Here is a 13,031-nt window from a genome sequence, read left to right as displayed (position 1 = left end):
AACATAAATATCGCTATTCCAAGAGAATTTAGAGAATGATTTTTGTGAAATATCATATTCATAGAAGTATACCACAAAATTGTCTGTATTGACAACAAATATTCCAAAAAACAGTAGTGCCTATATATCTTTACAATGTAAATAAGTAAAAAATTTTTTCATTTTCATATAGTGTTCTCGTAAAAGAGTCTTGTCTTAAAAGCAAGACTCTTTTTAGTTTATCCACTTACAGAACCATCACCTCTATTAAAAATATTTTTTATACTGTAACACTCTAAAGTCTATAGTATTGAATTTAGGATTTTCACTTTTCATTTTTTTATACAAATCCAAACTACCTACTGCCCTATTTGCTGCACCAGAAGGTGCCGTTAACGAAACCGTTCTTATAAGTTTATTAGTACTTGGGTGTACAAACTCATGAATTCTAGGCACCTCATTAGAAATCAATTTTAATGCTACCGCACTTTCCTTTAAATGTTTTCGGAAAAAATATTCCGGTCCATTTTTACTATTACCACCTGTAAATAAAAGCGTGTGTATTTTTTGATATTCTTCTAGATACCCGAGAACATTTCTTAATGCTATATTCTGCATACCTAAATCAGAGGCATCAATTTTCTCTCTTTCTGCAGAAGCTACTATGTCGCATATGCCAATTTTTCTATCCTTCAAAAATATTTTGCGCTGATCAATAGCTTTACTAGTGGTTTCAAATTTCAAATTAAGATCAAAGATTTTATTTAAAATAGGCCATAGCTGCCCGTCCCTGCTTCCGTAACAAAAGTTTACATCTCCTTCTTTTAAATCACCGGTAGTAAAACGAGGTGGCGGTAAGGTCCCCACTATAAGTTTTTCAGTAGAATTGTCAATAAATGGTTCATATGGGTGAATATGCTTAAAAATCTTTTGCATTAGTGATTTATTCTCTTGAGCCTATTAAAATGACCGATCATGACTAAATTACTTACTTTAATAGAAAGAACAATATTATGGGTAAAGGAGACAGAAAATCTAAAAAAGGAAAAATATCTAATAATTCTTACGGGGCAAGAAGACCTCGTAAAATTAAAAAGAGACCTACCGTAGAAGAAAAAATAAAAATCAGTAAAAAGAAATAGTTCTAATCGTCTATTCTAAAGGTTAAATCTACTTGGTTATCTTCATCCAAAGATATTTCATAGGTATAAAAACCAATAGGTAAGGAATCTGATAAAACATCTGTTGGAAAATAGTTAAGACTTGTTGAATCTGTAAGTATCGCTATTGCAGGATTGGCGAATGCAGTTTCAAACTCCATATAAGTTGAAAACTCATCTGCCGCAATATTCTCATACACAGTATCTTTATCCGCAATTCTTACTTCACTAAAAAAAAGTTCTGTGTTATTGTGAATACGAATATTGACAAGATTAACCTCATCATCCCTATCAGTACACGAGAATAATAGGACAACGATAATTACAGATAGCAAATAAACCCTTTTCATAGACGTATTGTTATACCTTTAGAACGAAAAAGAGATAATAATATTTTATCTAATGAAAACGGGTTGATTTTCTTTTAAAGTATGCTCTCTACTAAACTGATAACCATCTAAATTAAAACCTTTTATATCTTCAAGAGTTTTTGCATTTGTATCAATAATATACCTCACCATAGAACCCCTAGCTTTTTTGGCAAAAAAGCTAATTATCTTTAACTTATCATTCTTCCAATCTTTAAATACCGGAGTAATAATATCTGCCTTAATTTTTTTCGGTTTTAATGCACTATAATATTCGTTACTGGCTAAGTTCACCAATAGCTCCCCTTCTTCCATTTCATTGTTCAAATGATCGGTAAGCCTTTCTCCCCAATATTCATATAGGTTTTTCTTTCTTCCAATTTTTAAAGATGTTCCCATCTCTAAACGGTAAGGTTGCATAAGGTCTAGAGGTTTCAATATACCATACTGCCCCGAAAGAATTCTGAGCGATTGTTGTAAAATTTCAATCTTCTCTTCGGTTAACGTATAAGCATCTAAGCCTTGGTATACATCACCGCTAAAGGCATAAATTGCCGGTCTGGCATTTTCAGGTGTAAACGGTGTTGTAAAATCTTGATTACGCTGCCAGTTTAATTGTGCCAAGTTATCTGAAATGGACATCAATTCAGAAAGTGCTTTTGGCTTTTTCTTCTTTAATATTTTATTCAGCTTTTCAGCATCTTCAATAAATTCTGGCGATGTATATTTAGTTGTTGGCAAGTCACTTTCATAGTTCAATGACTTTGCCGGAGAAATAACAATTTTCATAATGCAATTTTAATTCTCCAAAAATAAACATGATCAACTTGAAGACCTACAAAAGATATAAAAGAGTTTAAATAGTGGTATTGAAAAATCTTATGCTGTACTGTTCTTGCTATAGCTACGCCATTTTTCAATTGCATTGGCCATATCATCTGGTATTTCAGAATCAAAACTCATATGCTCACCCGTAACAGGATGTACAAAACCTAAAGTTTTGGCATGTAATGCCTGTCTAGGCAATAGTTTAAAGGTATTTTCTACAAATTGTTTATACTTTGTAAAGGTTGTTCCCTTCAATATTTTTTCACCACCATAACGCTCATCATTAAAAAGGGTATGACCTATATATTTCATATGAACCCTAATTTGATGTGTTCTACCCGTTTCTAGTTTACATGATACTAAAGTAACGTAACCTAATCTTTCCAAAACCTTAAAATGGGTAACTGCTTCTTTACCTTCTTCCCCTTCAGGAAAAACATGCATTTGCAATCTATTTTTAGGGTTTCTACCTACATGACCCTCCACAGTGCCTTCATCTTCTTCAATATTACCCCAAACTAAAGCTATATACTCCCTTTCTGAAGTCTTGTCAAAAAACTGCTTGGCCAAATGGGTCATTGCGGCTTCAGTTTTTGCTACGACCAGTAAGCCCGATGTATCTTTATCTATACGATGCACCAAACCGGGTCTCTCGTTACTGTTAGATGGCAAATTATCTGTATGATGTATTAAGGCATTAATTAAGGTTCCTGAATAGTTACCATGCCCGGGATGTACAACCATGCCTGCAGGTTTATTCACCACTAATAATACATCATCTTCATAAACAATGTCTAAAGGTATATCTTCTGGAACCAATAAAAACTCATGCGGTGGATGCTCAAAAAGAACCTTTACCTCATCACCTGCCTTTACCTTGTAGTTAGATTTTACAATCTGATCGTTGACCCAAACATGACCATCTTTCGCAGATTGTTGAATTTTATTTCGCGTAGCATTTTCAATGAAATTCATTAAAAACTTATCCACTCTTAAAGGTACTTGACCTTTAGACGCTACAACTCTATGATGTTCAAAAAGTTCGCCATCTTCATTCTCAGGGCGCTCCATGTTCTCTTCCATCTAATCTTCTGATTCAGATTTAATAATGGCTCTTTCGGTAATACTACCATTTCCACAGATCAATTCTATCTTAGATGTTTTTGGCAACTTATCACCGGGCTTAATATCCTTACCCTTAAATTTTATACGGTACACCATATCTTTACCCAACTCATCTATATAGGTAACCCTTTGTACGTCTAAACCAACTGCCTTTAACATTGAAGAGGCATTACGCTTGGTCACTTGAATTATTTGAGGAACGGTAACTTTCTTATATCCAGAAGGATTTACCGTAAAATACACCTTTCTATTTTCCTTTACTTTTGATCCTGCCGTAGGGTTTTGTTCTATGATTGAAAATCTAGGATAATCTGGATTGTAATTTGCAGAGTCCAACACTTCATATCGCAAACCGGCCTCTTCAATAGATTTTCTCATTTCCATGACAGACTTCTTAGAAAAATCGGGCACTTCTACAAACTCACCATGATTAGTAGTACTGTTCAAGTACCTTAACACAAGAAAAATGGTGATTATCAATACCAGTACCGCAAGACCTAGTTGAATTAAAAAGGTTTTGCTTTTTAAAAAATTGAAAAAATTCCTCATAGATATTATTTGACCCGACAAATATAGTAAATGCCCCCGTACCAATTCATGCGCATAGATCTATAGTTAGACCATATCCATAAAAATATATTCCCTTAGATGAATGCTAAAGGTTTTCTTTTATATTTTATTTCAATGCTTCATCTTTGCTAAAGCATACTTAACTGACCAAATAGATGAAAAAAAATATTGCAATTATAATGGGCGGCTATTCTAGTGAATATAAAATATCGCTTAAAAGTGGTAATGTGGTCTATAATTACCTAGATAAAGAAAAGTTCAACCTTTATAGAATTCATATTTTTAAGGATAAATGGGTTCATGTCGATGATAATGAAAAGGAAACCCCCATTGACCGAAATAATTTTTCCATTCCCCTTAATGGCACATCGGTAACGTTTGATTGTATTTTCAATGCTATTCACGGATCACCAGGTGAAGATGGCTTAATGCAAGCCTATTTTGAACTCTTAGGACTAAAACATACTTCATGTGATTTTTACCAGGCCGCCCTTACCTTTAATAAAAGAGATCTATTAAGTGTTCTTAAACCTTACGGCATTAAAGCAGCTCCATCTTATTACTTAAACTTAGGCGATGATATCAATGAAAATGAGATCATAGAAAAAGTAAAACTTCCCTGTTTTGTTAAAGCGAACAAATCTGGAAGTAGTTATGGCATCACCAAAGTATATGAAGCCAAAGACCTAAAAAGTGCCATTGAAACAGCATACAAAGAAGACGATGAAATTATTATTGAAGGTTTTCTTGAAGGAACCGAAGTATCCGTAGGTGTTTTAAAACTGAAGGGAGAAACAACTGTTTTCCCTATTACCGAAATTGTTTCTGAAAACGATTTCTTTGATTACGAAGCCAAGTATGAAGGTAAATCACAAGAAATTACCCCTGCTAGAATTAATGATACACAATTGAAAAATGTTACTCAAGCCTCCAAGAAAATATACGATGTTTTAAAAATGACCGGTTTTTCCCGAAGTGAATTCATCTTTATTGGTGACGAGCCTTATTTATTGGAAATGAACACTACACCGGGTTTAACCACTGAAAGTATCTTACCTCAACAAGCAAAAGAGGCAGGTATTGACCTGGGCATGTTATTTGAACATGCTATAACAGAGGCATTGTCTTAAATTACCTATATTTAGAAAGTAAAACCAATTTATGAGACGCGCAATTTTACCTGGTTCTTTTGACCCATTGACCCTAGGTCATCATGATATTATTATGAGAGGTATTACTTTATTTGATGAAGTAATTATTGCTATAGGAAAAAATGCAGACAAAAAATACATGTTCAGTCTAGAACAACGTATAAAATTTATTGAGGAAGCTTTCAAAGATGTACCATCTATATCCGTTAAGTCGTATGAAGGACTAACAGTAGATTTTTGTAAGAAAGTAGATGCTAATTTTATTTTAAGGGGATTACGTAATCCTGGAGATTTTGAATTTGAGAAGGCCATAGCCCATACAAATAGAAAGTTATCTGAGATAGAAACCGTGTTTTTATTGACCTCATCGGGCAAATCGTACATTAGTTCTTCTATTGTAAGAGACGTAATACGCAATGGAGGCGATTATACAGGTCTAGTACCCGATTCTGTAAGAAAATAGATGCATTTCATCGGCCTGACAACATAAAAGGCTACCTCAACCACACTTTTTCGCAAAAACACAACAATTTACGAGGCAAGGTTAGAATATTCTTATAATTTAGTAGGAAAATTCTTTCCACCTATGCTTAAATCAAAATATAGTTCATCATTTTCTTTAGATTGGATCAACCAAATTCCATCGTCTATTGCCATAATAGATACTGGTTTTAATTTAATGAGTGCATCACCTAGATGGCTTGCCAATTTTCAATTGGATCTTGACCAAATAGAAGGTGAAAACTTTATAAGTCTATTTCCTGAACTGTCTCAAGATCTTTCTACCCGTTTAAAATATAGTTTAGACGGTTTACGGGACATTAAGTTCAAATACAACGCTAAAGATTGTCATTATTCATCTGAAGATTCCATATGGCACTTAAATCCTTGGAAAGATGGATATGGAAATATAATTGGTGTGATCATTAAAGTTGAGCCCATTTCAAAAACAGAAGAATTAGAACTGGAACTGAATAAAACAAAACTGTTACTTAATAATAAAAGTTCTGTCGCAAAAATAGGCAGTTGGGAGCTTGATATTATTAACAACTCTTTACACTGGACTCCAATTGTAAATAAAATATATGGTGTAAAAACCGACTTTGAACCAACTTTAGAAAATGCTATTACTTTTTATGTAGATGACTCTAAAAAAATAATACAAAAAGCAGTGGAAGAGGCTATCAACCTAGGAAAGCCTTGGAATGTAAAAGCTCAACTTAAACAACAGAATGGGAATATTATTTGGGTAAACACCATTGGTAGACCAAAGTTTAAAGATGGTAAATGCATTAGAGTCATAGGAACCATTCAAGAGGTTGATAAAGAAAATCAAATAGATGTTCAACTTTCAAAATTAGAAGACGAACTTAATGAATACCCATTATTTGAAAAAATTCCTCAAGGTCTTGCCATTGTTGATTTTGAAACTGGGAGATTTATAAATGTCAATCATCAATTTTTAAAATTATCTGGATTTGAGAAGCCCACTTTCTTAAACAAGAGCTTTAAAAAATTCGTTAATTCTTCAGTCACCGGAAAATTAGAAAGTTTAGCAGATCAATTAGAAGAAAATGGCGCATTTAAGCCTGTTAAATTCACCTTCACCAATAAACTAAAACATCATTTAAATTTAAAGGTTACAGGTAATTTAGTGGTGGGTAAAAACAATAAAAAGAGTATTCTCTGCACTGTAGAAAATATTACCACACAAACCAAATTAGAAAAAAAATTAAAGAATACCATTTCGGCATCAAGAGAAAAAAATGACCAACTTCTTAATTTTGCCCACATGGTTTCTCACAACCTTAAAACACATGCCACTAACTTTTCGTTGCTATTAAACTTTCTTAATGACGAGAAAGGCCTAACCCAGCGAAATAAGTATATGACCATGCTTTTTAACGCATCTGACAATTTATCTGAAACAATTAAAGGTCTTAGGGAAATTGTAGCGGTAAAATCAAATGTAAACAATGAAAAAAAATCACTAAACCTTAACGAAAGTGTTTTTGTTGTAGAGCAAAATGTAGCTGGGTTACTTAAACAGACCAACGGCAAAATCATTAATGAAATTTCAGATGATACGACCATTAAGGCATTACCCGCCTATTTAAATAGTATTTTGACCAACTGCATTACCAATTCTATTAAATATAGGTGTGAAGAAAAAAAACCTATCATAATTTTAAGCGTACAGGAAGATAAAAACTATACCACTTTAAGCGTTGAGGATAACGGATTGGGGATAGATTTGGAAAAGTATGGAGACCAACTTTTTGGTTTTTATAAGACCTTTCATAGAAACAAAGAATCTAGAGGTATTGGTCTTTACATCACAAAAAACCAAATGGAAGCCATGAACGGTAAAATCACTGTAGAAAGCACACCTGGGCAAGGTTCTATTTTTAGGTTTCATTTTAACAAAAAGTAAAAATATAATTAAAAAGTAGTTTTTTAAATCTTTTACAACGTAAATGGCAGCATTCACAACAATTATATAGTTAAATATGTCATTCCCGTTAAATTCGTAAGAAATTTCATCGGTATGATAAAAGTTCCCCTAACATCAAATGCCTCGTACTTAATTAGACAATTGCCGGCACCAACAGCCTTCATTGATACTAATTTTAATATTGTTCAGACTTCTGACAAATGGACGAGTCTTTTTAATAAAAATAATGAGTGCTGTAAATCTGATAGCTTATTTGACGTTTTTCCCGATTTAAGCCATAAATGGAAAATGGTAATAGAAAATTGTTTTAACGGTAATCCTCAGCCAATGGGCATTCATAAAGCCACTGATTGCGACGGACAAGAGCTTTGGTTCGAGTGGAGCAATGCGCCTTGGTATGATGTTGATGAAAATATCGTTGGGGCCATCATTCAATTAAGTAACATTACCGATGCAGTAAACAATGAGCTTGAATTGAACAAGAAAGAACTATTTCTTCAACAACAAGCAGAAATTAGCAAAATTGGTAGATGGGAGTATAACATTGCCGAAAACCAACTTATTTGGTGCGAAACTACCAAAGCCATACACGAGGTACCGCAAAATTTTTCTCCGAACATTGAAAATGCCTTATTTTATTACAAAGAGGGACATAGTAGAAATACCATATCAATGGCTTTGTACGAAGCACAAAATAAAGGGAAGGCTTGGAGTAATTTAAAATTGCAGATCATAACAGCTGCCGGAAAAGAAAAATGGGTAATGGCCGGGGGGAAACCTATTTATAATAAAGGTGAAATGGTTGGTCTTATAGGTACTTTTCAAGATATACATGAGCAGGTTGAAGCAAACATTAAAACTATAGATAATGAAAAACTGTTAAGAACGCTAATTGACAATTTACCTGTTAACGTATACATTAAAGATACGGAATCCAGAAAGGTATTGATCAATAAAGCGGAATGCGAATACCTAGGCGTAAAAGACCCTAAAGAAATTATTGGCAAAAATGATTTTGACCTATACCCCTTAAAAGCTGCAGAAAAAATACGAGAAGAGGATTTAAAAGTAATGAATACCCTTGAACCAATTATTGGCAAGGAAACAAAAAAAACAACTTTAGACGGCAAGTCTACATCTTTTCTTAGTTCTAAAATTCCATTATTAAACAGTAAAGGGATAGCTTATGGCATTGTTGGCATTAGTTTAGACATTACAAAACTTAAAGAAAAGGAAAAAGAGTTAAGAAACATTATAAACATTGCCTCGGTACAAAACAAAAAACTACTGAACTTTGCACATATAGTCTCACATAATTTACGTTCTCACTCGGCAAATTTTTCAATGCTGCTGAACTTTTTAGAAAATGAAAAAGATGAAGATGAAAAGACAAAGATCGTAGAAATGTTGACCAAGGCCTCTAATAGCTTACTTGAAACCTTAGACAATTTAAATGAAGTAGTTTCAATAAATACAAACACCAATATAGAAATTAAAGAACTTTATTTAAATGAAAAGATAACAGATGCTAAGCAAGGTTTATCTTCACTTATTTTAAATAATAATGCCATTATTGAAAATAACATACCAGAAGATTTCACGGTAAGTTCAGTACCGGCATATTTAGATAGCATTTTAACCAACTTTATTTCTAATGCGGTAAAATATAAACACCCAGAAAGAAAAGCCAAGGTTGAATTAAGTGCAGAGAAAAAAGATAATTATTCAATATTGACCATAAAAGACAATGGTTTAGGAATAAATTTGGAGAAATATGGCAAAAAACTCTTTGGTATGTATAAAACCTTTCATGACCATAAAGATGCCAGAGGTATAGGACTATACCTAACCAAAAACCAAATTGACGCTATGAACGGTAAAGTTGAAGTTAGTAGTGTAGAAGGAGAAGGAACAGAATTTAAAATTTTCTTTAATGAAAAAAATTAGTGATATCACTATTATAGATGACGACGCAATTACCGTTTTTGGTTTGCGAAAATTAATCTCTTCTAGCGTAGATTGTAATACGATTGCATCATATGCAAATGGCAAAATTGCCATAGACGCTATGATCAATTTTTTTAATAATGAACAACAAATTCCGCAAATTATATTTTTAGATATCAATATGCCTATTATGGATGGATGGGAGTTTTTAGAAGCTTTCATCAATCTTCCCATTACCGATAAAATTAGAATTAATATTGTCACCTCTTCAATTGACCCTCGTGACCAACAACAATGGGAATATTTTAAAGGTAAAAGTCATCATCTCATAACTTTTAACCAAAAACCCATTGATAGAAATAAAATTGTAGAAATTACCCAAGTTGCATAAACCAATAAAGTAATCCTTATTTTTACAATCAATTAATGGCCTTTAAACCAATTTAATTGATTGTTCATGAAAGCGATCCTACCTCTATTATTATTTTTTTCATTGATTTCTTGCGAGAATAAAATTGAAGATACCAAAACAGATTTTCCTACACCGTTTGAAACTTCCAATAAAACCGAAACGGCAACCTATGAACAGGTAATAGATTTTTACATAAAACTTGCCAAAGAATTTTCAACTATAAACATACAGACCATTGGCACTACTGATAGTGGCAAGCCGCTACATGTGGTAACATTTAGTAGCAAAGGTGATTTCGATTTCAAAAAATTAGCGATGAACAATACCATGTTATTGATTAATAACGGTATTCATCCTGGGGAGAGTGATGGTATAGATGCTACCATGTTACTTTTTAGAGATTTGGCAAGCAATGAAATTAAAACGCCTAAAGAAACCATTATTGCTACCATACCTGTTTATAATGTTGGTGGCGCCCTTAATAGGAACAGTACCACACGTGCCAACCAAAATGGCCCGGTTGAATATGGTTTTAGAGGTAATGCCAAGAACTATGACCTTAATAGGGATTTTATAAAAACGGATACCAAAAACACAGAAACCTTTACCAAGATTTTTCAACTAATTGATCCAGATGTTTTTATAGATAACCATGTTAGCAACGGTGCGGACTATCAATACACCCTTACCCATTTATTTACCCAGCACAATAAATTAGGAGGAAAATTGGGTAAATATGTTCATGATGATCTAATGCCCCAACTACAAGACTCTTTATTGAACAACGGGTGGGATATTACGCCCTATGTAAATGTATTTAACTCACCGCCAGAAAATGGATTTCAGCAATTTCTGGATAACCCTAGGTACTCTACGGGGTACACCACGCTATGGAATACCGTAGGTATGATGGTAGAGACACATATGCTAAAACCCTACGATCAACGTGTAGCGGGAACATACCAACTCATGTTGAACATGATTGCCATTGCAGAAAAAGATGGCAGCAAAATAAAAGAAATGAGAAATGCTGCAAAAAACGCTTTTCAGCAGAATGATTACTACCCTACTCAATGGCAAGTAGATACCACTAAAGCTTCAAATTTTATATTTAAAGGGTTTAAGGCCGATACATTAACTAGTGAAATTACTGGTTTTAACAGACTAAAATATAACCGAGAAGTACCTATAGAAACTGAAATAACTTATCAAGATTATTTTAAGGCATCTGACTCCATACGCATACCAAAAGCATACGTACTAGGAAAGCAGTGGCACAATGTTATTAAAAGATTAGACTTGAATAAAATTTCGTACACTGAATTAAAACAAGATTCCACGATATTGGTCGAATCATATCAAATTGACGATTACAGTACGTATACATCACCTTACGAAGGTCATTATCCTCATTATAATACTTCTGTAAACGTGACCAATATTACTAAAGAATTCAAAGCTGGCGATATTGTAATACCAGTAGATCAACCCGGTCTTAGGTATATTATTGAAACGTTGGAGCCTAGTGCCGTAGATTCATTTTTTAACTGGAACTTTTTTGATACTATTCTACAACAAAAAGAAGGATTTTCTCCTTATGTTTTTGAAGACACCGCTTTAGAGATGCTAAAAAATGATACCATACTAAAATCTGAATTTGAAAATAAGAAGATAGAAGATTTAGATTTTAAGAACAACTGGTACCTACAACTAAAATGGTTATTTAAACATAGTAAACATTATGAAGAGGCTTACATGCAATATCCAATCTATAGAATAACTAACTGAATTTAATCTTCTTCAAATAGAATTCTTATGTTCACATAAGAATTCTCCAAGGCTTTTTTAATTTTTTCAGGACCTTTCCATCTAACTTTAAAAATGCCTTCTTTTTTTTCAGGTTTTAATTTACCCTCATAATCGGTACTCATTTCGTACCAAAATACTTGTTTGAGTTTGGTAATACCGTTACGCCTAAAAACATGATATGTAGTGCGCAAGTAATTATCCAATCGGAGGCCTTTGACCCCTGTTTCTTCCTCTACTTCACGTATGGCACACTCTTCAATTGTTTCGCCTTTATCAAGTTTTCCTTTTGGCAGATCCCACTTATCGTTTCTATAAATGAAAAGAACTTTTCTTTCCTTATTGTACACAACACCACCTCCTGCAATAACCAGTGGTATTTCTTGCGTAAACTTTTTTAAAATTTCATCGTGGTTTGGGTGGTATATGAACGCTTCCTCCAACTTCCCCTTCCTCAATGAACTTATAGCCTCCTCAATAGACTCCTTATTTAACAAAAAATACTCACCCTTTGTGGTATCGGAGAGTTTATTTGTTAAAATCAAAGGCAATTCATTAACAAAAACTTTATACATTTGCGTCATGGTTTTAGACAAAAACACTGCAAAAAAAACGGCAGAGCTTCTCTTGCAAATTAATGCAATAAAATTGAAACCCGAAAATCCTTTTACATGGGCTTCGGGTTGGAAATCTCCTATATATTGCGACAATAGGATTTTACTTTCTTACCCTATCATCCGAAACTATATTCGTGATGAAATGGCTAAGCAAGTTGAACAATTATATGGCAAGCCAGATTGTATTGTTGGGGTTGCCACCGGGGCAATTGGCATTGGTGCTTTGGTAGCGGACAAACTTAACCTACCATTCGTATATGTACGTCCTGAGCCTAAATCGCACGGGCGTCAAAATCAAATAGAAGGTCATTTAGAAGCACACCAAACGGTGGTTGTGATCGAAGATTTGATCAGTACCGGTAAAAGCAGCCTAAATGCCGTAAAGGCACTAAAAGCTATAGATGCCAAAGTTAAAGGTATGTTGGCTATTTTTACCTATGGTTTTGAAACTGCCGATTCTAATTTTAAAGAAGAAAATACAGAGTTGCACACGTTAAGCAATTACGCTCATTTAATTGAACAAGCTTCTGACACTGGTTATGTAAAAGAAGAGCAATTAGCAACTTTAATGGAATGGAGGAAAGACCCTTCTAAATGGACAAATAAATAATAT

The 13,031-nt window shown here is 33.5% G+C and carries 14 protein-coding genes; 8 read left to right on the top strand and 6 right to left on the bottom strand.

Annotated features, from left to right (window positions below; all coding sequences use genetic code 11):
- Positions 1–246 precede the first annotated feature (246 nt).
- Positions 247–915, bottom strand: coding sequence for a uracil-DNA glycosylase family protein (locus VBZ51_RS16190; protein ID WP_074669769.1), 669 nt, complete (start codon positions 913–915; stop codon positions 247–249).
- A gap of 77 nt (positions 916–992) precedes the next feature.
- Here VBZ51_RS16190 and VBZ51_RS16185 point away from each other — a divergent pair, with 77 nt between their 5' ends.
- Entirely contained in the window at positions 993–1,121 is a 129-nt protein-coding gene (locus VBZ51_RS16185) for a 30S ribosomal protein THX (protein ID WP_071340068.1), read from the top strand.
- 2 nt (positions 1,122–1,123) lie between these two features.
- Here the strand turns inward: VBZ51_RS16185 and VBZ51_RS16180 are convergent, their stop codons facing one another.
- From VBZ51_RS16180 to VBZ51_RS16165, 4 genes are all read right to left on the bottom strand, one after another.
- A complete protein-coding gene (locus VBZ51_RS16180; protein ID WP_058105976.1) occupies positions 1,124–1,489 on the bottom strand; it encodes a hypothetical protein in 366 nt (121 codons plus the stop codon).
- A gap of 45 nt (positions 1,490–1,534) precedes the next feature.
- A complete protein-coding gene (gene yaaA, locus VBZ51_RS16175; protein WP_416577591.1) occupies positions 1,535–2,296 on the bottom strand; it encodes a peroxide stress protein YaaA in 762 nt (253 codons plus the stop codon).
- Between the two features lie 90 nt (positions 2,297–2,386).
- Positions 2,387–3,418, bottom strand: coding sequence for an RluA family pseudouridine synthase (locus VBZ51_RS16170; protein ID WP_058105974.1), 1,032 nt, complete (start codon positions 3,416–3,418; stop codon positions 2,387–2,389).
- On the bottom strand, positions 3,419–4,009 hold the full coding sequence (locus tag VBZ51_RS16165; protein WP_058105973.1) for a PASTA domain-containing protein: 591 nt from the start codon (positions 4,007–4,009) through the stop codon (positions 3,419–3,421).
- Between the two features lie 176 nt (positions 4,010–4,185).
- Here VBZ51_RS16165 and VBZ51_RS16160 point away from each other — a divergent pair, with 176 nt between their 5' ends.
- The 6 genes from VBZ51_RS16160 to VBZ51_RS16135 all read left to right on the top strand — a co-directional run bounded on the left by VBZ51_RS16160 (position 4,186) and on the right by VBZ51_RS16135 (position 11,783).
- Positions 4,186–5,160, top strand: coding sequence for a D-alanine--D-alanine ligase (locus tag VBZ51_RS16160; RefSeq protein ID WP_058105972.1), 975 nt, complete (start codon positions 4,186–4,188; stop codon positions 5,158–5,160).
- A 31-nt stretch (positions 5,161–5,191) separates the two neighbouring features.
- Entirely contained in the window at positions 5,192–5,644 is a 453-nt protein-coding gene (gene coaD, locus VBZ51_RS16155; RefSeq protein WP_416577590.1) for a pantetheine-phosphate adenylyltransferase, read from the top strand.
- Between the two features lie 123 nt (positions 5,645–5,767).
- Positions 5,768–7,615 carry an ATP-binding protein gene (locus VBZ51_RS16150; protein ID WP_416577589.1) on the top strand — a complete coding sequence of 616 codons (1,848 nt, stop codon included), beginning with the start codon at positions 5,768–5,770 and terminating at the stop codon, positions 7,613–7,615.
- A 114-nt stretch (positions 7,616–7,729) separates the two neighbouring features.
- Positions 7,730–9,583, top strand: coding sequence for a PAS domain S-box protein (locus tag VBZ51_RS16145; protein WP_416577588.1), 1,854 nt, complete (start codon positions 7,730–7,732; stop codon positions 9,581–9,583).
- A complete protein-coding gene (locus tag VBZ51_RS16140; RefSeq protein WP_074669774.1) occupies positions 9,570–9,974 on the top strand; it encodes a response regulator in 405 nt (134 codons plus the stop codon). The genes VBZ51_RS16145 and VBZ51_RS16140 overlap by 14 nt, the downstream gene beginning before the upstream one ends.
- A 66-nt stretch (positions 9,975–10,040) precedes the next feature.
- Positions 10,041–11,783, top strand: coding sequence for a M14 family metallopeptidase (locus tag VBZ51_RS16135; protein ID WP_416577587.1), 1,743 nt, complete (start codon positions 10,041–10,043; stop codon positions 11,781–11,783).
- A gap of 2 nt (positions 11,784–11,785) precedes the next feature.
- Here VBZ51_RS16135 and VBZ51_RS16130 read toward each other — a convergent pair whose 3' ends face one another.
- Positions 11,786–12,376 carry an NUDIX hydrolase gene (locus VBZ51_RS16130; protein ID WP_058106014.1) on the bottom strand — a complete coding sequence of 197 codons (591 nt, stop codon included), beginning with the start codon at positions 12,374–12,376 and terminating at the stop codon, positions 11,786–11,788.
- 7 nt (positions 12,377–12,383) lie between these two features.
- Between VBZ51_RS16130 and pyrE the strand changes: the two genes are divergently transcribed.
- Positions 12,384–13,028, top strand: a complete 645-nt coding sequence (pyrE, locus tag VBZ51_RS16125; protein ID WP_058105966.1) for an orotate phosphoribosyltransferase — start codon at positions 12,384–12,386, stop codon at positions 13,026–13,028.
- The last annotated feature ends 3 nt before the right edge of the window (positions 13,029–13,031 follow it).

This window comes from Maribacter sp. HS (assembly GCF_048059195.1).
GTDB classification, from domain to species: domain Bacteria; phylum Bacteroidota; class Bacteroidia; order Flavobacteriales; family Flavobacteriaceae; genus Maribacter; species Maribacter dokdonensis.
Note: the sequence above shows the minus strand (reverse complement) of the source record. Positions and strands in the feature narration are given on the sequence as shown.